Source organism: Nodosilinea sp. LEGE 07298 (genome assembly GCF_015207265.1).
Taxonomy (GTDB): Bacteria; Cyanobacteriota; Cyanobacteriia; order Phormidesmidales; family Phormidesmidaceae; genus Nodosilinea.
In genome coordinates, this window is sequence record NZ_JADEXE010000077.1 from 1 (window position 1) to 24020 (window position 24020).

A 24020-nucleotide genomic window follows, 5' to 3' on the forward strand; every position below is an offset into this window, starting at 1 on the left:
CCTCCTACCCGTGACACAACTTCAAGGAACTGGCGGCGATCGCCGCCTCAGCCGGGGCTCAAGTGAGATGATTTATCTTTCAAGCAAATCCCATCGGCTTGAATCATGGCGCAGGGATAGTTCCGACGGGCGCGCAGGAGACAACTTCGTTCTTGGGTTCTGTAGTCTGCACCACCGCGACGACCCAAGATATCTGATGCAATCTTGTTATGACAACTGCACTCAGGATTTCACCAACAAACCCGTTCACCGATATTCCGCCACCGCTAGGTGAGGTGGTGGCAGAATATCGCATTGCGGCGGGGGAGGCGATCGCATATCCCGTCGCCGCTGGCCAATACATTCAAATTATGGATGTCGCGGGTTCCCAGTGCTCCGATTTTTTGGCCTTTGGCGGGGCTAACTACAGCGACCCGCTCGATGCCACCGTGACCCGCACGCTCACGGGAGTTGCCGTACCCCAGGCGGGGCTACCCAGCAAAACCTACTCCCAGGCCATGCAGCCGCTGACTGAGATTATTCAAGACACCTGCGATCGCCACGACAGCTTTTTGCTGGCCTGCACCGCCCGCTACTACGAAGATTCTGGCTATCCCGGCCACCCCAGCTGTAGCGACAACTTTAACCGCGTGCTGGCCCCCTACGGCATTGAGCCGCGCCCCGGCTGGCCTGCCCTCAATTTTTTCTACAACACCAGCGTCGATTGCCACGGGGCGATTGGGTTTGAAGAAGCTCTCTCGCGCCCCGGCGACTATGTACTGCTGCTGGCCCATCAAGACTTGCTCTGCGCCAGTTCGGCCTGCCCCGACGACATTGACCCGGCCAACGGCTGGCACCCTACCCCCATTCACGTGCGCATCTATGCGGCGGAGCAGACCTTTGCCCGAGCGATAGGGCGACGGGTAGCGGCAGATCTGCCGCTAAGAATGACCCAGGACAGCGCCTTTACCCCCAGCATCCGCCAGCTCACCGATGACCTAAGCGAGTACAACGGCTTTTGGGTACCCCAAACCTTTGCTCACCAGGGCGACCAGGCCGAATACTGGGCGCTGCGCCAGCGAGCCGCACTCATGGATCTCTCAGCCCTGCGCAAGTTTGAGGTGCAAGGCGCAGATGCCTTGGCTCTATTGCAGTACGCCTTTTCTCGCAATTTGGCGAAACTGGCACCGAGGCAGGCGGCCTACGGCTGTTTGCTCAACCCCCACGGCGGCATGGTCGATGACGGCATTGTGTTTTGTTTCGGCCCCACCCACTACCGCTACGTGGGCAACTGCGACACCGATGGCCCGTGGCTACAGAGCCTTGCTAACCAGAATGGATGGGATGTAACGGTGGCAGCAGTGAGCGATCGCATTCACAACCTCGCCCTGCAAGGCCCCCTCTCTCGCAATATTCTCCAAGCCCTGGTGCCAGAGGTCAAATCCCTTGGCTACTTCCAGTTTCTAGAATCCTATATTGATCACATTCCTGTGCTCATCTCCCGCACAGGCTATACCGGAGAGCTAGGCTACGAGCTATTTACCCATCCTCAGCATGGCGCAGCGCTGTGGAATGTGCTGATCAACGCCGGGGAACCGGCGGGGCTGCTGCCCCTGGGCATGAAAGCCCTCGATCGCGCCCGCATCGAAGCCGGATTGCTGGCGATGGGCTATGAGTTTGATGACTTGACCTCGCCCTACCAGGCCGGCATTGGTTGGGCCGTAGCAATGAAAAAGCCCGATTTTATCGGTAAAGCTGCCCTAGACGATATCCGTCGCCATCCACCTCGGGTAGCGGTGGGCCTGGTGCTAGAGGGGCCAGAGATGGCCGCCCACGGGCAACCGGTTTTCGCCCAGGGGGAGCGGTGGCGAGTCGGGCACGTTACCAGCGCGACGTTTTCGCCTATCCTCAAGGCCAGCATTGCCATGGCTCAGGTCGTGCCAGAATTTGCAGCGGCAGAAACCAGCGTCGAAGTCGGCCTGCTGGATGGGCTGAAGCGCAGGGTGACAGCGACAGTGGGGCCATTGGCGGCTTTTGATCCAACCAAGAGTAGAGTGCGGGTATGACATTACCTCTGCTGACGCCACCCTGGGATATGGCGGGGAGAGATGGCCTGGTGGCAGCCAGAGCGCTGTTTGGTGAGGCGATCGATTACCTCGCGCCCTATCAGTCGATGGAAACAACCCTTGAAGGGTTGCCCTGTGCGGTGCTGCGGCTGTGCGATCGCAACTTCCGCGTCACCTACCCCGGCCCCTTAGATCAACATGTGGCCGATCGCCAGCTTCAGCTCTGGGTGAAACGATTGGCCTGGATGGGGACGCTGGCGCTTTCGAACCAGGCTTCGACTGTCGACCTCACCGCACTCATCGCCCAGGCTGCGGTTAGAGCCCCCCACCGCCTCCATTCCCTCCCCCTGCACTGCGCGGTACCGGCCCAAATAGCTACTCTGCCAGTGCTGATCTGGCACCACCCGATCGCAGGCCAACCAGCGTTAGAACTGCACGTGGCCAAAACCCAAATTGAGACATTGGAGCACCTAATTCAATCTCTCAACGACGGTTCAGTATCGCTGACTACAGCCCGTACTTAGTTTGCATTGCACACTCTTGACATAACAAGTTGACCTCCAAAAAACAGTGCGGCTTGTTATTTAGGTTTGGGCTCAACTTAGGGTTTAAGTTTGCCTTCGACCAGGTTGAATTCCTGAAGTCCAGCAGCGATTGTTTCGAGAACGGGTCAGCTTTTTCAGCAGCCTTGAGCACGTTTGTGTTTAAGCCGGTTGACCGTTCTGTTTAAACGGGTTCTTTCGTATAACTTAACTGACAGTTAGGAGTTATCTATGTCTCCTGAATCGCAAGAGTTTTTAGCAACTTTTGTTTCAGAGTCCTACTACTATTGGGCCTCTGTGCTCATGTTGCTGATTCACGTAGGCTTTCTAGCTTACGAAGGTGGTGCGGCCCGTTCCAAGAACGTTTTGGCCACCATGGTCAAAAACCTGATGACCCTGTCTCTGGTCGGTCTCACCTTTTTCTTCTTTGGCTGGTGGGTATACAACGCCTTTCCGCTATTTCCACTACAGGGCGGCGTGGTCGGCCCCTGGACTGACCCGGCAGCCGACGGCACCGTCGGCGAGGTGCTGGGACTAGTGCAGGCTTCATACCCCTGGTCACCGGCTCTGGGACCAAACATTGCCGATAACCTGACTGGCGTATTCTGGTTTGCCTTTGCGCTGTTTGCCATGACCACGGCCTCCATTCTTTCCGGAGCCGTTATCGAGCGCATCAAGATTGGGGCCTACAGCATTTTGGCCATTGTTTTAGGCTCGTTCACCTGGGTCGTAGCGGCGGCTTGGGGCTGGAACCCCTACGGCTGGTTCTTTACCCAAATGGGGTACCACGACTTTGGCTGCTCTGCCCTGCTCCATGCCGTAGCCGGGTTCTTCGCCTTGGGCGTACTGATTAATCTCGGTCCCCGCATTGGCAAGTTCGATGCCCAGGGCAAGCCGCGCGTTATCATGCCCCACAATTTGCCTCTCACCATGGTGGGGCTAATGCTCATTTTTGTGGGCTTCTATGCCTTTTTAGCCGCCTGCGTCATTTTCGTACCGGGTCAAACCGGGGCGATCACGATCTACGGTACGCCCATGACCTTGGCCTCCATTGGGGTGAATACGACTCTGGCGCTATCGGCCGGTTTGGTCGGGGCCTACATGGGGTCCAAAGCTGACCCGTTTTACACCATTTCTGGCGGTCTAGCTGGAATAATTTCGGCCGCTGCGGCAATGGATATCTACAGCCCTGCGATCGTAATTATTCTGGCTTTTGTTGGGGCTTACACCATGCCCTTTGTGGGTAATGCGGTTGAGAAAGCCGGTATCGACGATGCTGTTGGAGCCTTCGCTGTGCACGGCTACTGTGGCTTATTTGGTTCGCTCATGGTGGGCATTTTTGCCGCTGGTTATCCGCAGCCTGAGGGCGTTCCCGCCATCAACTTTGGCGCTCAGCTAATTGGGGCGCTCATTTCCGCTATCCTTCTGGGCTTTATTCCAGGTTATGGCGTTAGTTTTGTCCTCAAAAAGCTGGGCATGCTCCGCGTTTCTGAGGCCGAAGAAATTGCAGGCCTTGACCTGGCTGACTTTGGCATTGGGGGCTATCCAGAATATTCTATTTTGCCTGAGCAAAACGGCCATTCACCCATGGTTCCCGTGTCGATGACTGAACCCAGTCACAAGGCTTAAGCCGGTCAGGATGCTAGAAATTTTGAGGAGCAAGTGACATGTCAAGTCCATTCTCTACCTTCGAAGAGTTTGAGGGGGCCATTGATGGCCCAACCGGGGGTGCCATTTACACCTTCGCCAATAGCCCGGCGATTAATACCATTGCCCTGTTAATCTGCGTTGGATTGTTCATTTGGTTTTTGGTCAGGACCTTCTCAACCCACTACGAAGTGCCTGCGGTAGACAAATCGTTAAACCACCTCAGCGCCTTAATTGTCGCGGGGCTGGTTTCGCTGGCTGGGGCAGAGTACCGTCAGACTACTCAACCCCACCAGTCCACAGAAACACAACCTCAGGCAACGATTCACCAACCTGGTGCTAAATCGGCGCTGGGGCTACTGGGTCTGGCCGGAGTTGGCCTACCGCTGCGATCGCGAGGTTCTAAGGCATCGCGCCGCAAAGGCCTCTACCGCGATATCAAGTCGTCTCGATAGAGCAGTCGTGTTGACGGCTCATAACGAGTAATAGCGTTCTACACAAACCCACTTGTACCCCACTGGTGTCATGCCAGTGGGGTCTTTTTTAGGCAAAACACGGTGCTATTGGGTTGGCTTGGTAGCTGAAGGCATTAGCCAACAGCTACAACGCTCCATATTGTGACGCTATAGCTGTAGCCAGTCTGGTAAGGACTGTTTCCCTGAGAACGTTCAAACGTTTGAACGTTCTCAGGCTTTATGGATGTCCTAACTCAGGTGACTCTGGCTATACCAGGTGCGCAGACGTTCTGAGCCGACGCTTGCTAGATAAGCCCAAAAAACCGGCTTCAACGGTATGATTTGGCGTAACGGAGCGCAGGATGCCTTTTTGCGGGTGAATATTACCGATTTAACTCAACAAGCGAGCTGGATCCAGGCGCAGGCTGGCGATCTGGACGCGATCGCCCACTTACTCACCACCACGATCGGCGATCGCCAGGTGCGCGTAGAGGTTTCTCGCCGCGATCGCACCCTCTATGTCTTTCTCACGACGGTCCAGTCGCCGCAGCTAAATGGCTATTTGCACCGTATTCACGCCACTGTGAATGCCCTAGGGCTTGAAACTATTACCCAGCTCAAGGTGCTAGACGGCACCGAAAAGCGCCTGCTCAACCGCTGGCAGTATGACTTTAGCCTAGACCCTGCGCGGCCTACGACTCCGATCTCGCAGACTGCTCTACCTGAGGCGGCTGAGGCAGACGTTAGCGATCTAGAGCATCCTGTGTCTCTGCCCGCTTCTCTGCCCGTTTCTTTGGGGGCGGCACCGCTGGTTGATCTGGGACCAAGTCCGCCTCAACCACGCGATCGCCGCTGGCGGCGGCGGTGGGTGGTGCTACCGACCGCGATCGTACTGGGATTTGGGCTGGCGGCCGGGGTTACCCAGTGGCGTTACGACCAGCGTGCCGCTAACCAAGCCAAGGTTGTCGCCGTTTCTGTGGTAGAACCCACTGCGGCTTTAGCCACTCCCATTCAACCGCTCATAGCAGCTGAGCGAACGGCTGCCCTCACCCCGCCGACCTTCACCGCCCCCGTCACCCTCACCATAAAAGCGGTCGGCGATATTATTCCTGGCACCGACTATCAGCGCTACCGACTGCCCGACGAGTGGCAGTACCTGTTTGGCGGCATTCAGTACCACCTGGGCGATGCCGACATTACTTTTGGCAATTTTGAGAGCACCCTGACCGAGGTGCCCCACAGCGCCAAAGATACGGGCCGTGCCAATACCTTTGCCTTTCGCACCCCGCCCTGGTACGCCAGTGTGCTGGGGGCCGCCGGGTTTGATGTGCTAAGCGTGGCCAACAACCACTCGATGGATTTTTTTGAGCAGGGCTTTGCAGACACCATTGCCCACATCGAAGCGGCGGGAATGAAGGCTGTAGGCCGCAAGGGCGAAATTATAGTGGTAGAAGCCCAGGGGCAACGGGTGGCCTTTATTGGCTTTAGCAACTACTCAGAGCACAACCGGGTGCAGGATTTGGAGGGCGCGATCGCCTTGGTGCAAGCGGCTCAGCAGCAGGCCGATATTGTCGTCGTCTCGTTTCACGCGGGTAAAGAGGGCACCGACGCCACCGTCACCCGCGACCAGGACGAAATGTTCTACTCCGAAAACCGGGGCAATGTGGTGCGCTTTTCCCGCACTGTGATCGACCACGGGGCCGACCTGGTGCTGGGCCACGGCCCCCACGTTCCGCGCGCACTGGAGCTTTATAACGGCAAACTAATCGCCTACTCCCTAGGCAACTTCTTGGGCTACCGCAGCCTCTCTACGGTCGGGCCTCTGGGTACATCGCTGATATTGCAGACCAACCTCAATGCCCAGGGCAACTTTGTCAGCGGGCGCATTATCCCCGTCGCCCTCGATCGCAATGGTGTGCCCTACCTTGATGACCACTTTGGCGGCGTTGTGCTGGTGCGCCAGTTCACCCAGCGCGACTTTCCCGACACCCCGCTTGCGATCGATGACCTGGGCTACATCTGGCCCCAGTAACTGAGCCGATCGGCAAAACAGGTCTACACCTGGCCATACAGGTATTCTGGCGATCGCTCGTCACACCAAAATCTGGCCAAAGGCGGAAGGCGAATCGGTGCGAACTGCTACCAATGACAGTGTTGTGCTCTGCGGGGGCCACGTTAGCTTGTCTGAGGAATGTCGTAGTTGCTGAGATCAGGCGATCGCACATCGCGGTTGGTTGATAGATTTCGGCAAGGCGATAGCTAGTAACTATAAACAACCCCTATGACTGACGAAAATATTCGGCCCCAGCAAGTCGGTGATCCTAAAGAAGCTGAACCGGGGCGTGGTGCGCCTGGCAACCAGTGGGCTGTGCAAACGGCTCAGCCAACCAACGTCAACCCCGACGACGAAAAAATTCCATCCAATGTGGATGTAGAGCAAAATCGCCAGCAAATAGAAGACTACGCGGCCCAAGAAGAAGGCACGCTGCCAACCTCCCACGGATTTGTGATCGATGAATCCGGCAAACTTGACAACTTCCCCGTTGAACCACCCATGTACGTCGAAGAGTAGCTGTGATGACCGGGCTGCCTGGCAGCAACGCTGACCAACCGATTTCTTCATACCAAAGGAGGCTTTATGCCAATTGCTATTCGTGACGATGCAGTGTTCATCATTCTCGAAAAGATTAACGACTTTAACCAAAACGACCAGCAGGGAGAAATAAACTTTTCTGCCACCGACTTCACCGGCTTAGGATTGACGAAATCTGACCTACTAGGCCACCTCGACTATCTCAACCAGCGACAGTACATCGACGCTGAGTTTACCGGCAATGCCTACGGCAACCAGGAAGACGTTCCCAGCGTGGTGGATTCCGACGAGGTCGGCTTCCGCGTTGCCAACACCTTTGGTGCCGAAGATGGCCCTTTGCCTCACCTGATTACCTTCAAGCGAGCTACTCTAACCGAGAAGGGGAAAAATATGCTCAAAGATATGGAGGAGAAGCCTCCTAAAGACCTGGATCAAGGGCCGAAGGTGCCGCTGATCAACGAGCACACGCCGTTTCTAGAAAAGGTCAAAGTAAAAGGTGGCCTGCCCGATATCTACGATGCGCGAGATATCACGGAGACCGTCTTTCGCGTCATGCGCGACGTGATGACCACAGCCGAGGCTGACCGAGTGCAGGCAGAACTGCACGATTCTGTCCTGCCGACCGACGAAAAAGCCCTTCAGATGGAGGTGGCTGATCTTTGGAAAGACAGAAATCCGATTGTGGGCCTGCTAAGCCGCATTCGCCCCCCGCTAAAAGGGCCAGCCCCCATTGGGATCGACTCCAAACTGTTTTTGACCCGGGTAGATAACGAAGCCGGTGTACCGAAAACAGTCAATGCAGAGATTGTGGTCTCTGCCGTGTTCTCAGCCACCAAGGATGAACTATCCCCCGAGCGAATTGAGGCAGTGGCCCAATGGCTACCGGAAGGTAAAGTGCGCGAGATGTGGCAAACAGCCTAGCGCGGTCGGTCAATTCAACTTAAAGAGGGTGCGTCACCAGTAAGCGGTGACGCACCCTTCATTTATGGCCAAATCGGGTTTTTACGAGCCAGATTGGGGCTTGAACGTTAGCGTTGGAAGCTGGTCGGCCCGCTATAGCCCGAAAGCTCGGCCAATCGCGCCAGGCTCTGGGTACCCGAGTAAAACTCACCGTTAATTTCCCAGGTGGGGAAGCCGGTAATCTCTGGCTTAGAGCGGCACAGGTCGGTCTGGGGATTTTGGCCGTCTTCGGCGCACTCTACATAGTTAAGAGCTTGGGTAGCTTCAGCGCCAAACAGCTGCTTTTGGTCGTGACAGTGGGGGCACCACCAGGCCGCATACATCGTCGCGCCAATATCGTTGAGATGGTTGGCCAAGGCAACTTCGGCTGGGCCAGAAGCGGTGGTAATCGGTGGCCCAGCCTGCCCGGCGACATCGGCATTGGGGCTACCTCCGGAGCTGATAGGGGCATAGACGGCTAGCGTGGCGACAATCGTCACCACACCGACGATGAGGCCAATAAAGGCAAGCTGTCCTACGTCGTCCCAACGGTTGCCCAGCAAAATAATTACAAACATGGAGAGGGCAAACAGCGCCGAGCCAATGCAGTAGGGACAAGCCGTCTGTAGCTCAAAGGCCAGCACCGTCATCAGGTAGCCGCTAAATACCAGCATGGCCGAGGCCAGCATAAACATCAGCGGCCAGGTCCAGGTTTCGAGCTTCTGGCGCAAAGCTTTGTTCTGGTCGGCATTGATCAGCAGAGGGGCAACGGCCATCACCAGCATGGTGCCGTAGGCCAAAAAGCCAAATAGCGTTAAGGGCAAGCCAAATACGGTACCCCAGGGGCTAGAGAGCACGCGATCGCACCCTTCTGTGGGGCAGGCTCCCCCGCCCGTTAGCTTAGCAACGGTTAGATAGCCTGTGCCCAAGGCACCGATCAAGGCAATCCCCGCCACCAGCCAGCGCGACCAGCGATGAATCCAACGGCTCTCCTGACGACGACGTCTCATGATGCGCCTCTCTTCCACAACGATTAACCCAAACTCTAAACTGCCAACTAGGGTAGCCAATCGCTCGGCGAAACGTGGCGATTCCCGTTTCTATCTTAATGCCCAGGCCAGGGTGGACAGTACACCCCCAATGCATCGCCCTAAGGCGTCACTCCTAAGATGTCACCATAGTTGGGTAGGACAGAGTACCCTCAAGGGCTTGCAGACCTTCCTGCATAGCTTCTACAAATTGTCCGACCCGAACGGGATCGATGGGCTGGTTGACATTGCCCTGGCGCTTGAGGGAACTGGCGACAATTACACCGTCGGCAGCTTTCATCAGGGTGCCAATGTTGTCTACGTCGGCCCCACTGCCAATGAACACGGGGCGATCGCCCGCAGCGGCCTTGGCCAGCTCTAGATCTTCGAGGCTGGGGGGGCTGCCCGTAGCCCAGCCCGACAAGATAATGCCGTCAGCTAACCCCCGGTGAATGGTTTCCTGCACGGCTGTAGTTAGGTTGGGCGACCCTAGCGGGCGAGCGTGTTTGACCAGCACATCAGCCAAAATTTGCACCGAGCTGCCCAACTCTTTGCGGTAGCGCAGCAGGTCGTGGGCACAGCCTTCGATTAGCCCCTGGTCGGTGGCCATCACCCCGGTCAGCACGTTGACGCGAATGAAGGCGGCTTTGGTGCAGGTGGCGATCGCCAGGGCGCTGCGAGCATCGTTGCGCAATACGTTGATGCCCAGCGGTACCGTAATCAGGGTTTGCAGTCGCTGCACCACCAGACCCATAGCGCTGACCACCGCCGGGTCGACCGGGCCTTTGGCAAAGGGGGCGTCAAAGAAATTCTCAATCATAATGCCGTGCACGCCGCCCGAGGCGAGAGCCGTGGCCTCTTGCTCAGCGCGATCGACAACGGCCTGTAAATCCCCCTGCCAGCGGGGTGAGGTAGGCAGGGGCAGGAGGTGTAGCACCCCGATGACCGGGTTTTGGGTGTTGAAGACTTCGATTAAGTCCACGTGAATTTTGCCTGGACTCGCAGAACGTGAAAGAACAGTAGATAAACCTGGCTCGCCACAGCACTCGCCGCAGCAAACGCCAACTTACCCTATCAGCATATCAACCCCTGGGGTCCGATTTAGGACACCCCTTGCTTTTGTGTTGTATTATTTATGAGTGTTAATTTGTATTGCCCCCTGGTGCCATTGGCCAAAAGATTTGCTGGGCAATTCGTCAACACAGGATTGATGGATGCCTAAGCTGTGGCGTTAGGGACGATGGTACCGATCAAGCGGTGCCCGATTGCGCTGGTGCGATCGCGTTGATGACCTCAAGCTTTTGGCAAGATTGGCGTGTTCATATATTACGAGATACAAGAGACACCATGGGGCTAAAGCCAACGGTTGCATTTAACCACCTGGGCTGCGAAAAGAACCGGGTCGACACCGAGCACATGCTGGGACTGCTGGTGCAGGCTGGCTACCAGGTCGACGCCAACGAAGAATTGGCCGACTACGTAGTGGTCAACACCTGTAGCTTTATTGAAGCGGCGCGAGAAGAGTCGGTGCGCACTCTAGTTGAGCTAGCCGCCGCTCAGAAAAAAGTGGTGATTACAGGCTGTTTGGCTCAGCACTTTCAGCACGAGCTGCTCGAAGAAATTCCCGAAGCCGTGGCCCTAGTTGGTACCGGCGACTACAACCGCATTGTCGAAGTGATCGAGCGGGCCGAGGCGGGCGAACGGGTGAAGCTAGTTTCCCCAGAACCTACCTATATTGCCGATGAAACGGTGCCCCGCTACCGCACCACCGCCTCCAGCGTGGCCTACCTGCGGGTGGCCGAAGGCTGCGACTATCGCTGCGCCTTTTGCATCATTCCGCACCTGCGGGGCAACCAGCGATCGCGCACCATTGAGTCGATTGTGGCCGAGGCCCACCAGCTCGCCGCCGAAGGGGTGCAAGAGCTGGTGCTGATTTCCCAAATCACCACCAACTATGGCCTCGATATCTACGGCAAACCCCGCCTGGCCGAGCTGCTGCGCGCCCTAGGCGAGGTCAATGTGCCCTGGGTACGGATGCACTATGCCTACCCCACGGGGCTCACCCCCGAGGTGATTGCCGCCATTCGCGAAACCCCCAACGTCTTGCCTTACCTCGATCTGCCGCTACAGCATTCTCACCCAGAGGTGCTGCGGGCCATGAACCGCCCCTGGCAGGGACAGGTCAACGACGACGTCATTCACCGGATTAAAGACGCCCTGCCCGAAGCGGTGCTGCGAACGACGTTTATCGTCGGGTTTCCGGGGGAAACCGAGGCCCACTTTGAGCATCTGCTGGCCTTTGTCGAGCGGCATCGGTTTGACCACGTAGGGGTGTTTAGCTTTTCCGCCGAGGAAGGTACCCCGGCCTATGACCTACCCAACCAGGTACCGCAGGCCGAGCGCGATCGCCGTCGTGAGACCCTCATGCTGGCCCAGCAGCCCATCGCCTGGGAGCACAACCGGGCTCACATTGGCCGCGTGGTCGATGTGCTAATCGAGCAGGAGAACCCGGCCACCGGTATGGCAATCGGGCGATCGATCCGTTTCGCCCCTGAGGTCGATGGTTTGGTCTACGTGACCGGGGCCGCTCCCCTCAACCAGATTGTGCCCGTCACCATTACCGCTGCCGATACCTACGACTTGTTTGGTGAAGTTATCCCTGTAGTCTCAGAGCCTGCGCCTGCGCTAAGCCTGGCCCATTAGTTCCATCCACATCCGTTTGCCCCCTATCTTTTGTTCACCGTCCCGAGGAACCACTATGACCTTATCGTTCACTAGCCTGGGTTTGTCAGAAGCCCGTATTAGCCATCTTGAAAGCATGGGCTACACAGAACCCACGGCTATTCAAGCAGAGGCCATTCCCCACCTGCTCTCGGGGCGCGATCTGATTGGTCAAGCCCAAACCGGCACCGGCAAAACCGCCGCCTTTGCGCTACCGATGATGGAGCAGGTTGACTCTAGCAATCCGACTGTCCAGGCTCTGATACTCACCCCCACCCGCGAGTTAGCCATTCAGGTCTGTCAGGCCATGCGCGGCTTTCGCATCAGCGGTCGCCCCAAAGTGCTGGCCCTCTACGGCGGTCAATCCATTGAGCGTCAGCAGGAGCAGCTCAATCGAGGTACTCAGATCGTAGTGGGTACCCCAGGGCGCGTACTCGACTTGCTCAATCGGGGCAGCCTGTCGCTCAAAAGCCTGGGCTGGCTGGTACTTGATGAAGCCGACGAAATGCTCAATATGGGCTTTATTCAAGACGTCGAAAAAATTCTCAGTAAGGCCCCGGCCGATCGGCAAACCGCCTTCTTCTCGGCCACTATGGCTCCCCAAATTCGCGAGCTGGCCACCAAGTATCTCCAATCTCCGGTGACGGTGACGGTGCAGTCGCCCAAGGCTTCACCCAAGCAAATTCAGCAGGTGAGCTACATCGTGCCGAGGGGCTGGACCAAGGTACGAGCCCTCCAGCCCATTCTGGAGCTAGAAGACCCCGAAACCGCCATTATTTTCGTACGTACTCGCCGCACTGCGGGCGACCTTACCCGTCAGCTTCAGGCGGCGGGCTACAGCGTTGACGAGTACCATGGCGACCTCAGCCAGTCACAGCGCGAACGACTAATGATGCGGTTTCGCCAGCAGCAGGTGAAGCTAGTGGTGGCGACCGATATCGCCGCCCGTGGTCTGCACGTCGATGACCTCACCCACGTGATCAACTTCGACATGCCCGACGCCATGGAGAGCTACGTGCACCGCATTGGCCGTACCGGACGAGCTGGCAAAAACGGGGTAGCTATTTCTTTGGTGACACCCCTAGAGAAGTACAAGCTGCGGCAGATTGAGCGCCACACCAAGCAGCCCATGACGCTGATGAAAATTCCAACCCGAGCTGAAATCGCTGCCCGCAACCTGGAGCGGCTGCGTAGCCAGGTGCGTGACGCTATTACCAGCGAGCGGCTAGCGTCGTTCTTGCCCATTGTTTCTCAGCTCAGCGAAGAGTATGACCTGCGAACCGTAGCGGCAGCGGCCCTGCAAATGGCCTACGACCAAACCGTGCCCGCCTGGCAGCGAGAGCACCACAGCAGCGACCCTGAGCTGTCTGAACGGGGCGTACCCCTGCCTAAAAAGCGGAAAGGGTCGACCTCTGAGTCGCGGGAAGTCAGTAAAGCAAAAGAGTAGCGGTTCTTCAATTACCAGTGCCTTATCAAGGTGCCTTGCGGATAGCGTTAGCCTGGGTCTAAAACACCTTAAGGTAGCGCTATCCGTTTGCGTTTGATTACGTATGCCAGCACACAGCAGGTTCCCTAGGGCATCCTAAGATTAGGACAAGATCAGGTTAACCCTGGCCCACGGGAGGTAACCACATGTTGGTCATAATGACTGAGAGCCAACTTATTTCGCCCCAGGCGGTATGCTGCAACTGCCTGATGGCCGATCGCCACGGTCAGCCCCGCTGGCAGCAGGGGGTACTGCGCTGTGGTCATCGGGTGGCGGGTTTAGACCAAACCCAGCCGACCCAGTTTGAGTGCCAAATGGGCTTTCGAGTGGCCGATATTGAATAGGGGTGCAGTTCAGGCGTGCAGGGTTTGGGAATGACGTTTGGCCCCGCCTTCGGGCCTTGATTTCAGGTGTCAAATCTGAGGCTTCACTCCCCCATTCTCCGGCAAACCAGAGTTTGCGATATGGTAAGGCTATAGCCCGATAGCCTTTAGCCTATTGCCTGGAGAAATGTTATGACCTGGAGCAGCTCCCCCAACCCCAACGTTTTGGATCGCGTTTTGGCGGCCCTACCTTATATTTTGCCAATCACGGCTGGGTTGCCCTACGGCCTCCAGCTGATCAGTCAGTTCCCGGTATTTGGGTTTTTGCTGCTGCCCCTAGCTCCGCTGATCACCGTCTACGGAACGTTAGAACGAACAATTCCGTTCTTTGGCCTGATTGTGTTCTTTGCGCTGATTTTGCTGGTGGTGCGCAACGAAAATATTAGCCGGTTCATTCGCTTTAACACGATGCAAGCCATTCTGTTGAGCATTATTTTAGCGGTATTTAGCCTTATTCTCAGCCTGCTCGACCCCAGCCTGTTTGGAGCACTGCTGTTCAGCACCCTCTCTAACGTGCTGTTTTTAGGCATGCTAATTTCGGTTGGCTTTTCCCTAGTACAGACCTTTCGGGGGCTATACGCAGAGATTCCAACCATTTCAGAGGCTGTGCACATGCAGGTGCGCTAGGGACTAAAGCCGCAGAGCCACGGTATTGTCGAGCATGCCGATGCCTTCAATGGCCACCCTGATCTGATCGCCCACGGTCAGGGGGCCAATTCCGGCAGGGGTACCGGTTAAAATCACATCGCCTGGCAGCAAGGTCATAATTTCGCTGATGTAGGCCACCAGGTAGTCGGGGCTAAAGGTCATTTCGTCGACCGAGGCAGACTGCACAGGCGTCTCTTGATTATTGAGAAAGGTTTGCAGCCTGGCTCCAGGACTAAGTTCGCGCACAATCCACGGTCCCAGGGGGCAGAAGGTGTCGAAGCCTTTGGCTCGGGTCCATTGACCATCGCGTTTTTGCAGGTCGCGGGCGGTGATGTCGTTGGCAATGGTGTAGCCCCAGATTTTGGCGCGGGCTTCGTCGGGGGGCACGTGGGCGCAGCGATCGCCAATCACCACGGCCAGTTCGCCTTCGTAGTCGACCTGGCTGGACTGGCTGGGATAATAAATAGGTGCCCCTGCTGCCGTCACTGCTGTAGAAGGTTTGATAAACAGCAGGGGTTCAGACGGCGTGGTCGTGCCCATTTCGGCGGCGTGGTCGGGATAGTTTTTGCCCACGGCAACCACTTTGGAGGGAGCACAGGGGGCTAGCAGGTCGTAACTGCCGGCCAGGAGTTCAACTTCGGTGGGCTGCCCCTGAAGCCACGGCGGCGCGTCGAGCACCTGCACGCTGCGATCGGGGCGCAGCAGCCCATAGTGCAGTTGCCCGGTTTGAGACTGAACCCTAACGTAGCGTTGCGCCATAATTTTCTAACTCTTGATTTTCTAACTCTGGGCCTGCTAATTCTTGGTATGATTGTAGATCCTTGTCTTTGCGCCAATCCCTAGGCGTGGATAAGTGCATGGCGGCGATCGCCATTAGCGCTTATTTATGCCTATTTTTGGCTGCTAAAGGCCACTATGTCCACAAGGAGTTTTCATGAGAGCTTACATGTACGAGACCATGTACATTCTGCGGCCCGACCTCAACGACGAGGCCATTGATGCCACCATCGGCAAATATCAGACCATGCTTAAGGATCAGGGCGCTTCTATTTTAGAAACCCAGCACCGGGGCAAGCGCCGTCTTGCTTACGAAATCGATCGCAACCGCGAGGGCATCTACATTCAGATGAACTACACCGGGCCTGGGGCCGCGATCGCGCCCCTAGAGCGAGCTATGCGCCTTAGCGAAGAAGTTATTCGATTTTTGACGGTTAAGCAAGAGTCTGACGAGCCTCTGCCCACCGAGGTCGAAGAACCGGTGGAAGAGGTCGCTGTTGACACCGCCGCTAGCGAAGAAGAATAACCGCTGACCGGATATTCACAACCTGCCGCTGGCCATTCTCATTCAATCGTGAGAATGACCAGCGGTATTGTTTTGGGGGTATGGGTTGTAGGATTGGCCTAGCTGTGGGCTGCGCGCTGGCCATCATCATAATTTAGTGTGCCAAGTTTCCCGACAGGTGCTATAAATTAGCAGCAACTTACTCACCCTGGTTAATTAGGGCCTGACTAGGTTAGTTCGGCAGTTAGCCCAGGCGGTTACTGAGTCGAATTAGGGGCCGAAATAGGGTAGTTCAAGCTTTGGGGCATCGAGTAGTAGGTTAGTTGATAGGTGTGGGAGTAGTCTCGTGGCGCAGTCTTCATATTCAGACATGAACGAACAGCAGGCTGAAATTGCCCGACTCGAGTCGGAGTTGGCCATTCGCGACCAGCTGGTACAGCAGCTATCGCAGGAGCTGTTTCGGTTGGTTAAGGGCAACGCCGGGTTTGTACCCAGCCCCGAAGTGTCTGAGCAGCACCAGGCCGAAATGTCGGCACTGCGCGATCAGCTGCGTGGGGTCGAAAAGCAAATTGATTTTTACCAGGGACAGCTCGAAGAGCGCGACAGTGAAGTGCTACAGCTGCGGCAAACGGTGCAAGAACTCACCGATCGCACCCGCATGCTAGAGCAGGTGGTGCAAGAGCTGCCCACGGTCTACCGGCAAAAATTTGCCGATCGCATGGCCGCCGTCAAGCAGCGCGTCGCCGAAATTCAGCGCGAAAATCGCCAGCTCCAGGCCGAACTGCAAAGCGTAAGCTACCGCTTAGCCATGCGGACTCGCCGTAGCCAGCGCCTAGAGCTGCCCACCCTAGAGCAAGAGGGGCTAGACGGTATTTCTCTACCATCTTTTTAGACTCGGAAACGGTAGCTCCAGACTTATTTAATCTCCGGTAGCTCTACCACGTAGCGAAACGGGATGTCCTGCAGGGTGCCAGTGTAGACTAGCGCCCGGTGTAGCATAACGGCGACCTCTGCCCGACTAGCAGGCCGGTAGGGGGCCAGTTGATTGAGATCGGGGTAGTTCACTACCAGACCGGCCTCTGTGGCCGCTACCAGCGAACGAGCGGCCCACGGTGGAACTTGGCCCCGGTCACTGTAGGGTTTGAGCACCGTCGTCGCGCTGCTGTTAGATTTCAACGTTAGCCCGCTAGCCAAAGCCACAATGACGTGAATACGGCTAATGGTTTGATCGGGCAAAAAGGTTTCGTCGGAATAGCCGCTAAGAAAGCCCATCTGCACCGCTTGCTGTACGCTGCTGTAGGCCCAGTGGCTGGTAGCCACATCGGTGTACGTGTTTTCTCCCGCTAGTCGCGATCGCTCCAGGGGCAGGTTAAACAGCTGATTCAGCTGGGCGGCGAACTCGGCCCTAGTCATGGGGTCGGCGGGGCGAAACGTGTTGTCTGGAAAGCCTGCGATCAGGTTGCGCTGGCTCAGGTCGACCAGAATGGGCCAGGCCCAGTGCCCGCTGTTAAGGTCGCTAAAGCCAGGCTGACCCTGCACCAGCGGTAGGGCGGGCCAGGCCTGCTGGGGCGGCAGGGGCTGGGGCAGCACCGGCAACGGTACGATCAAGGGCTGGCGTTGTTGCTGACTGCGGTTGAATAGCGTCTGGAGGCCTCTGCCCCTACCCTGGGAATAAGAGGAGGCTACGGGTACCAAGGTAGACCTGGTTTTCAGAGGATATCTGGCGATTGCAGTGATCAGGGCCAAGCCCACTGCGATCGCCAATAGCCCAACCGGTGCCAACCGACGCAGCCAAGCCCCAGGCGCTGCTTCGGCTGGGCGCTTAGAGGGATGCAGTGGGCGAGGCAGTAGGCGAAAGAACGGTGGCATTGGAGGCAAAGAGGCGGCTACTGCTAAACTAGAGCAGCCGGTCACAAATATTGACTGGGCTTGCCCACTATGATAGTTCTTGCCTAAGGTTTAGACTTTTCTGAGAGCGTTCCAGCTAAATACTGATCCAGAGTTTTACGGCAACCGGCCCAACGGACCGAGTTTTCGACCTCAAAGGGGACGTTTATTTAGACGGAATTAGATGGGATACTCTGAGACTAAACTTGGGGCGGGTTCAAAGCTAACGCACTCGTTTGTTATACCTCCGGACTGGGGGAGTAGCGCGTCTGCCGGTCACCCATCAACTTGAGTCCACGCATCGGATGAGGATTAATGGTCAAAGGGAGACAACAACGTTTGGGAGTGCTGGCGGCGATCGCTGCCAGCACATCCTTTTTTGGTTTGGTGGCGGTCGGCTACGGCCAACGGCCTACGGAGGTAGCCCAGGCGACCTATGGTCAAACCGCTACTGCACCTACAGCCAGGCAATCACCCCACTACACCGCTAAAGCCAGTACGCTACTCAGCGGCGTGCTGGCCCCGATTAAGTCGCTGCGGGTCATGCAGCGGGCGATCGCCCTGGCCCCCGAAACCGATATTGATGCCACCCCCACCCTGGCCTTGCTAGCGGCTGATCTCAAAACCACTGGCCTTGGCCCCATTCGCATTGGGATGAACCTGGAGACACTGCAGGAGACAGGGCTCAATCTGGTAGCGATTGCCGAAGCTAGCAGTGGCCAATGCCAGTATTACCGCATTCAAGACTACGGCGAACCCATTGGGCTCATGGCCATTGACGACCAGATACTGCGCGTCGATATCTGGCCAGGGAGTTTGACCACGACTCGCAGCGGCATCAAAATTGGCTCAACCGAGCGAGACCTGGTGCGAGTATATGGCAAGCAGTTAGAGGCGACCGCCAACCCAGTCACCCTCGGCAAAACCGTTGTTTTTACCCCTCAAGACCCCGGTGAAGACGTTTATCGACTGGTCTTTGAAACCGACGATCAGGGCCGGATAACACAGTTTCGTGCCGGGCAGTTTCCCTCTGTAACCTGGGCCGAGGGTTGTTTGTAAGAAGCAGGTTGCATGAGCGGCAGGTTGAAGAACGCTCATAGAACCTTGCTGTCTGATACCTGTTAACTCAAACACCGGATAGCTTCGAGCATACCCCTGGCCTTATTTAGGGTTTCCTGGTATTCCAGTTCTGGCACCGAGTCGGCGACGAGTCCGGCCCCAGCCTGAACCGCAACGCTGTGGCCGCCTTCGGGTAGCGCCTGCACCACCATCGTGCGAATGGTAATGGCGGTGTTGAGCTGCCCCTCAAAGTCGTAGTAGCCATAGACCCCGGAGTAGGGGCCGCGACGGCAGGGCTCTAGGTCGTGAATAATCTGCATAGCGCGAATTTTGGGCGCGCCGCTGACGGTACCTGCCGGGAAACAGGCCTTGAGCAAATCCCAGGCGGTTTTGCTGGGGCTGAGCTGGCCCACCACGTTGCTGACAATGTGCATAACGTGGGAATAGCGTTCAATCACCATCAGTTCATCGACCTGCACGGTGCCGCTGAGGCAGACCCGGCCCAGGTCGTTGCGGCCCAGGTCAACCAGCATGACGTGCTCGGCCCGTTCTTTAGGGTCTTGCAGCAGATCGTGCTCATAAGCGGTATCTTCGGCGACGGTTTTGCCCCGAGGGCGCGTGCCCGCAATGGGGCGCACCGTGGCCACCTGAGGCTGACTGGGGTCGTCGGCCAGGGTGGCCTTAACCATCACCTCAGGACTAGAGCCAATCAGCTGCCAGTCGTAGAAGTTGAAATAGCACATGTAGGGGGAAGGATTGATCTGCCGCAGCGATCGGTACAGATCAAATGGGTTGCCCCCGTAGGTGGTATTGAGCCGTTGGGAGATCACTACCTGAAAGATATCCCCAGCCTGGATATGAGCCTTAGCCCGCTCAACGCTGGCGCAAAACTCAGCCGGGGTACGGTTACTGGTATAAGCCACGGTTGGCGTCTGGCTGGAGGGCGGGTGCCAGGGTAAAGTAGCCTGGGTCGGGGCCAGGGGCAGAGTGAGCTTGTGGAGGAGTTGGTGGACGCGATCGCACGCTCCTTCGTAAGCCGCCCGCACATCCAGACTTGAATCTCGCAGGTCGGCGTAGGCTACTGCCCAAATCTTGCGCTGCACCTGGTCAAAAATCAGCAGGCTGTCGACCTGCATCCACAAGCCGTCGGGCAGATCGCTATCGTTTAACGGATAAATTGGCACCGTTGGCTCAATCCAGCGGATCAGTTCGTAGCCCCAGAAGCCAAACAGTCCGCCGATGCCGGGGGGCAGAGCGGGCAGCTTGACCGGGTCGTAGGGGGCGAGACAGGCGGCCAGGGTATCGAAGGGGTTACCCGCGTGCTCGACCACACTACCGTCGCGGTGAGTTTGGGTAGACTGGTCACCCCGGCTTTCTAAAACCCACAGCGGGTCGCAGCCTAAAAAACTGTAGCGGCCCAGGGTTTCGCCTCCCTCCACCGACTCCAGCAAAAAGCTGTAGGGTTGCCCAGCACACACCTTATACCAGGCCGATACCGGCGTATCTAAATCGGCCAGCCACTCCTGATAGACCGGCACAAAGTTGCCCTGGGTGGCGTAGGCCTGAAATTGCTCAAAGGCGGGGAAAATCATGGCATTTATTCTACCGCCCTAGCGGGGGCACACAACTAGATCCCTAGATAGCAAAAGGGGCCTAGCCTAAGCTACGCCCCTCACAACACAACAGTCACAGTCAGCACTTAGCGGATTACCGCCAGGCTTCAAAGGGTTGAAACCAGCGAGATTAACCTACACTTCGTAGGTGGTTTTGCCGCTAAACTTAATCGTAGCCGGGTCGGGGTTAGCCCCAATGTTGCGGTCGATGCTATTTACCGCCCCACGGCCTTCATTCACCTTCTCAGGGAAAACACCATCTGCGGGGTGCAGGTACTGGGTCTCGCCACTGGGGTAGATGCGATAGACCTTGTAGTTATCGATCCTGGGCTTAAATTTGGTGCGTAGCTGGGTACCCAAAGCCAGGCACTGCTCTTTGCGGGCCAGGTACAAGAGGTTGTCCCCTTCGTTCATGAAAGCCGCACCACCAGTAGGCATTTCAAAAACCTGCTTCTTGGGGCTGGTCCAGGTGATGGCGTACTTTTCTTCGACCTGGGCTTTGGTGAGGAGACCGCCGGTGCTGCCTCCAAAAATAGGTGTTTGACCTGTCAGTGTTTCAGTCATGAAGTCCTATCTCTCAACCGTTTGATGGGCATCGTATCATCGCAAGAGCAGGGGGTAATACCGATTGTTGAGGAAGTGTAACAGTTCTTCAGGTAAGGGATGGCTGGATGAAGGCAACCGGATCCGTTTACGGTAGAGGTTTTAGGTCCAGGACTCAGGGTGTAGGGGTCACCGTGAACCCTATACCCTGAACCTTACACCCTTTCTTTAGGCCGACCACGGTTCTTGGAAGTCGGCATACAGCGTTAGCCCGCCGTCGATATAGAGGGTTTGCCCGGTGATGTAGGCGGCCTCATCGGAGGCGAGGAAGGCCACGGCGGCGGCCATTTCTTCGCTGGTGCCGGCTCGGCCCATGGGAATGTGGCTTTCGACCTCAGCTTGTTTGGCGGGGTCTTCGGTCCACTCGTCGTTGATTGGAGTAATGGTAGCCCCAGGGCCGATGCCGTTCACTCGAATGCCTTTGGCAGCGTACTCTAGGGCCAGCGTTCGGGTCATATTGCCCATGCCCCCTTTACTGATGGAATAGCTGAGGTACTGGGGCCGAGGGATAATTTCGTGGACGCTGGAAATATTGATAATGCTGCCAGGGCGGTTTTGGGCTAGCAGGTGCTTCAGAGTTTCGCGGGCGCACAGGTAGGCCCCACGCAGGTTGACCCCCAGCACTTTGTCAAAACTGTCGATCGAGATCGCCTCGGAAGGGCTTTCGGTCTGCACGCCCGCGTTGTTGACCAAAATATCGAGCTGGCCAAAATGGTCGACCGACTGCTGCACCAGGGCGATCGCGTCTTCTTCTTTAGACACATCACCCTGTAGCAGCAGGGCTTTGACACCGCAGGCCTCGATATCTTTGCAGGCTTTTTCCATGGCCTGGCGGCGGGTGTCTTCGGCCCCATCGCTGTCGCTACGGTAGTTGATCACTATGTTGCAGCCCTCTTGGGCCAGACGAATGGCGATCGATTGACCAATGCCCGATGAAGCACCGGTAACAAGGGCGGTTTTGCCGGTCAGTCCTTTCATGAGGTAGCTCCGTGGGGTGGTCGTTGAATGTCGTGGTGAGTGGGGGGTGGTGCGTGCAGTAGCGATACTGTTAAAGATACGTTCACAGCTCTGGCATAGCTCTGGTGTCTCTCGGGTGAGCATACTAAAGCCTCAAACTTTGGTATATCCCTCTGGGGGGTTAATTCTCCCTATAGCAGCTTGACTGTCCTCGATTAAGGAGTCTTTAAGCATGTACGTTTTGATTGGCGGTGCTGGCATGCTGGGCCTGGAGCTGGCAAAAACTCTACTTGCTGAAGGACACACCGTAGCCGTGGTCGATACCGACCCCCTGGCCTGCCAGTACGCCCGCGAAAAAATCGGCGTGATGGCCTTCGAGGGCAGCGCCGTCAATACCACCACGCTGCTAGAGGCGGGCATTCGCAAGGCCGATGCGGTGATTGCGGCCCTGCCCGAAGACGCGCTTAACCTAGCGATCGTCACCCTCTCCAAGCACTACGGCGTGCCCCAAACGGTGGTACGCATGAGCGATCGCGACTTTGCCGAACCCTACCAGCTGGCTGGGGCTACCCACACCATCAGCACCACCGAACTCACCATTAACCGCATGGTGAGCGCCATTGAGTACCCCCAGGTTGAGGCCATGATGCACTTTGAGCAGGGGCAGGTGGAGGTGCTAAAGCTGCCGATTCCGCAGCAGTGCACGATTGTGGGGCGCTCCGTGGCCGAAATTGCCCAAGATGCTCGCTTTCCGGCGGGGACGCTGATTATTGGCTATCAGGCCCACCCCCACGAAGATTTGACCATACCCAACGGCAGCACCATTTTGGAGAGCGGCTCGACCATTTTGGCGGTAACCAAACCCGGTCTGGTGCGAAAAATGCTCGATTTTATGGGGCTTTGTGCGTGATGCGTCCTTAGAACTAGCCACAGATCTAGCGACAAGAGATCTTGCGACAAGTTAGCGGCGACGGGTCAGACGGCGACCCTCAGCCACGGCGTCATTGCTGCGTTTAACGGCATCTCTGATTGCCTGCAGTCCACGGACAAGTGCTGAACTCATTGCTCAATCTCCCATTGATCTAATTAAAATCATAACGACTACGCTTAAGCTAGCAAGCTCTAGTCTGTGCTGTCAATTCAGCTAAAGGATTAGATTCTGGAGGTCAGTCGTCCTTGAGCGAGAGCAGCTTTTCGTTCAGCGATCGCACGTAGGCCTGACTGGTCTCCTCCGACAGCAGGCCTTTGCGCAGGGCATCGTTAACGGCCCCTTTTTCGGCCAAGTACAGGCGGCGACGCAGGCCGTCGAGGTGGCTCTGGTCTTCTAGGTGGGCGTTATCGTTGAGGGTGCGCTGATTGTAAAAGTCGCGCAGGTCGCGATCAGCGGCGGCGATCTGGGCTTGGTAGGCGGCAAACAGCTCTTCGTAGAGGTTTTTGGGCAGGCTGCCCGACTGCAGCAGGTTGGCTAGCTCCTGCTGGGCGGCTTTGGCGGCAATCAAATTGAGCTGCAGAGTTTCGATCCGCTGCTTCGTGACCGAGGGAACGCTCAGCCGCAGCCGTTTGACCAGCACGGGCAGGCTCAGCCCCTGGCCCACCAGCGACACCAGTACAGTGCTAAAGACCAGGGCCACCACCTGCGATCGCCCCGGCAGATCGGGGGGCAGGCTCAGCGCCAGCGCCATCGACAACGACCCCTTGATATTGCCCAAAATGAGTACGTGCTGCCAGCGCAGGGGCAGCGGGCGATCGATAAAGCGCAGCAGGTACAGCAGCGGGTAAGTGGTCAGAATGCGGCCAGTTTGGTAGGCCACCACCGCAAACAGGGCCGCCGGAATCGTTTGCAGCAGCAGGCTGGGGTCAACCTCAATGCCCACCAGCAAAAAGATAAACGTGTTGACTCCAAAGCCCGCGTATTCCCAAAAGTTGAGCAGCGTTACCTTGGTTGAAGCCGAGGTTTGGCGAAAGCCCAGTTCGCCAATCACCAGTCCAGCAATCACCACGGCGATCGCGCTCGATACCCCCAGCGCCTGACCAATCTGAAACGTGCCCAGCGACACCGCCACCGTCAGCAAAATGTTGCTGAGGGCATCGTCGAGCTGCTGAAACAGGCCCACGCACAGATAACCCAGCCC

The 24020-nt window shown here is 57.0% G+C and carries 23 protein-coding genes; 15 read left to right on the forward strand and 8 right to left on the reverse strand.

The genetic code is table 11. From position 1 onward, the window contains the following. The first annotated feature begins 209 nt into the window (after window positions 1-209). From IQ273_RS12580 to IQ273_RS12610, 7 genes are all read left to right on the forward strand, one after another. Window positions 210-2045, forward strand: coding sequence for a DUF1989 domain-containing protein (locus IQ273_RS12580; protein WP_194023518.1), 1836 nt, complete (start codon window positions 210-212; stop codon window positions 2043-2045). After that, the gene (locus IQ273_RS12585) at window positions 2042-2569 is read left to right on the forward strand and encodes a hypothetical protein (RefSeq protein WP_194023519.1); all 528 of its coding nucleotides are present in this window, start codon (window positions 2042-2044) and stop codon (window positions 2567-2569) included. The genes IQ273_RS12580 and IQ273_RS12585 overlap by 4 nt, the downstream gene beginning before the upstream one ends. 249 nt (window positions 2570-2818) lie before the next feature. Next, a complete protein-coding gene (locus IQ273_RS12590; RefSeq protein ID WP_194023520.1) occupies window positions 2819-4216 on the forward strand; it encodes an ammonium transporter in 1398 nt (465 codons plus the stop codon). A 38-nt stretch (window positions 4217-4254) separates the two neighbouring features. Beyond that, complete coding sequence (locus IQ273_RS12595) at window positions 4255-4689, forward strand: hypothetical protein (protein ID WP_194023521.1); 435 nt, start codon at window positions 4255-4257, stop codon at window positions 4687-4689. 337 nt (window positions 4690-5026) lie between these two features. Then, window positions 5027-6721, forward strand: coding sequence for a CapA family protein (locus IQ273_RS12600; protein ID WP_194023522.1), 1695 nt, complete (start codon window positions 5027-5029; stop codon window positions 6719-6721). A 249-nt stretch (window positions 6722-6970) separates the two neighbouring features. After that, a complete protein-coding gene (locus IQ273_RS12605) occupies window positions 6971-7261 on the forward strand; it encodes a hypothetical protein (protein ID WP_194023523.1) in 291 nt (96 codons plus the stop codon). Between the two features lie 66 nt (window positions 7262-7327). Then, the gene (locus IQ273_RS12610) at window positions 7328-8203 is read left to right on the forward strand and encodes a DUF2267 domain-containing protein (RefSeq protein WP_194023524.1); all 876 of its coding nucleotides are present in this window, start codon (window positions 7328-7330) and stop codon (window positions 8201-8203) included. A gap of 107 nt (window positions 8204-8310) precedes the next feature. On the opposite strand, the gene IQ273_RS12615 is transcribed toward IQ273_RS12610, so the two are convergent. Together IQ273_RS12615 and btpA are read right to left on the reverse strand one after the other, a co-directional pair. Continuing rightward, window positions 8311-9231 (reverse strand): vitamin K epoxide reductase family protein, encoded by a 921-nt coding sequence (locus IQ273_RS12615; protein WP_194023525.1) that lies wholly within the window; start codon window positions 9229-9231, stop codon window positions 8311-8313. Between the two features lie 154 nt (window positions 9232-9385). Further along, window positions 9386-10231, reverse strand: a complete 846-nt coding sequence (btpA, locus tag IQ273_RS12620; protein ID WP_194023526.1) for a photosystem I biogenesis protein BtpA — start codon at window positions 10229-10231, stop codon at window positions 9386-9388. Window positions 10232-10596: 365 nt separating this feature from the next. On the opposite strand from btpA, the gene rimO reads away from it, so the two are divergent. From rimO to IQ273_RS12640, 4 genes are all read left to right on the forward strand, one after another. Next, window positions 10597-11952 carry a 30S ribosomal protein S12 methylthiotransferase RimO gene (gene rimO, locus IQ273_RS12625; protein ID WP_194023527.1) on the forward strand — a complete coding sequence of 452 codons (1356 nt, stop codon included), beginning with the start codon at window positions 10597-10599 and terminating at the stop codon, window positions 11950-11952. Window positions 11953-12007: 55 nt separating this feature from the next. Further along, window positions 12008-13417: a DEAD/DEAH box helicase gene (locus IQ273_RS12630; protein ID WP_194023528.1), complete on the forward strand. Its 1410-nt coding sequence runs from the start codon at window positions 12008-12010 to the stop codon at window positions 13415-13417. A 185-nt stretch (window positions 13418-13602) separates the two neighbouring features. Next, window positions 13603-13800: a hypothetical protein gene (locus IQ273_RS12635; protein WP_194023529.1), complete on the forward strand. Its 198-nt coding sequence runs from the start codon at window positions 13603-13605 to the stop codon at window positions 13798-13800. A 171-nt stretch (window positions 13801-13971) separates the two neighbouring features. Next, window positions 13972-14466, forward strand: coding sequence for a Tic20 family protein (locus IQ273_RS12640; protein ID WP_194023530.1), 495 nt, complete (start codon window positions 13972-13974; stop codon window positions 14464-14466). A 3-nt stretch (window positions 14467-14469) separates the two neighbouring features. Here IQ273_RS12640 and IQ273_RS12645 read toward each other — a convergent pair whose 3' ends face one another. Beyond that, a complete protein-coding gene (locus IQ273_RS12645) occupies window positions 14470-15246 on the reverse strand; it encodes a fumarylacetoacetate hydrolase family protein (protein ID WP_194023531.1) in 777 nt (258 codons plus the stop codon). Window positions 15247-15421: 175 nt separating this feature from the next. Here IQ273_RS12645 and rpsF point away from each other — a divergent pair, with 175 nt between their 5' ends. Further along, window positions 15422-15790, forward strand: a complete 369-nt coding sequence (gene rpsF, locus IQ273_RS12650; RefSeq protein ID WP_194023532.1) for a 30S ribosomal protein S6 — start codon at window positions 15422-15424, stop codon at window positions 15788-15790. A gap of 325 nt (window positions 15791-16115) precedes the next feature. Further along, window positions 16116-16661 (forward strand): Npun_F5560 family protein, encoded by a 546-nt coding sequence (locus tag IQ273_RS12655; protein ID WP_313898099.1) that lies wholly within the window; start codon window positions 16116-16118, stop codon window positions 16659-16661. A gap of 23 nt (window positions 16662-16684) precedes the next feature. Here the strand turns inward: IQ273_RS12655 and IQ273_RS12660 are convergent, their stop codons facing one another. Continuing rightward, complete coding sequence (locus IQ273_RS12660; RefSeq protein WP_194023533.1) at window positions 16685-17377, reverse strand: S-layer homology domain-containing protein; 693 nt, start codon at window positions 17375-17377, stop codon at window positions 16685-16687. A gap of 594 nt (window positions 17378-17971) precedes the next feature. Between IQ273_RS12660 and IQ273_RS12665 the strand changes: the two genes are divergently transcribed. Next, window positions 17972-18715 (forward strand): hypothetical protein, encoded by a 744-nt coding sequence (locus tag IQ273_RS12665; RefSeq protein ID WP_194023534.1) that lies wholly within the window; start codon window positions 17972-17974, stop codon window positions 18713-18715. A 62-nt stretch (window positions 18716-18777) separates the two neighbouring features. Here the strand turns inward: IQ273_RS12665 and IQ273_RS12670 are convergent, their stop codons facing one another. The 3 genes from IQ273_RS12670 to IQ273_RS12680 form a co-directional block, all read right to left on the reverse strand. Then, entirely contained in the window at window positions 18778-20307 is a 1530-nt protein-coding gene (locus tag IQ273_RS12670) for an anthranilate synthase component I family protein (RefSeq protein WP_194023535.1), read from the reverse strand. A 156-nt stretch (window positions 20308-20463) separates the two neighbouring features. Continuing rightward, the gene (locus IQ273_RS12675; RefSeq protein ID WP_194023536.1) at window positions 20464-20892 is read right to left on the reverse strand and encodes a photosystem I reaction center subunit II PsaD; all 429 of its coding nucleotides are present in this window, start codon (window positions 20890-20892) and stop codon (window positions 20464-20466) included. Between the two features lie 207 nt (window positions 20893-21099). Further along, on the reverse strand, window positions 21100-21909 hold the full coding sequence (locus IQ273_RS12680) for a glucose 1-dehydrogenase (protein ID WP_194023537.1): 810 nt from the start codon (window positions 21907-21909) through the stop codon (window positions 21100-21102). Window positions 21910-22120: 211 nt separating this feature from the next. Here IQ273_RS12680 and IQ273_RS12685 point away from each other — a divergent pair, with 211 nt between their 5' ends. After that, window positions 22121-22798 (forward strand): TrkA family potassium uptake protein, encoded by a 678-nt coding sequence (locus tag IQ273_RS12685; protein WP_194023538.1) that lies wholly within the window; start codon window positions 22121-22123, stop codon window positions 22796-22798. Between the two features lie 256 nt (window positions 22799-23054). Here the strand turns inward: IQ273_RS12685 and IQ273_RS12690 are convergent. Next, window positions 23055-24020: sodium:proton antiporter (locus IQ273_RS12690; protein WP_194023539.1), on the reverse strand; the 966-nt coding region annotated here is incomplete at its 5' end.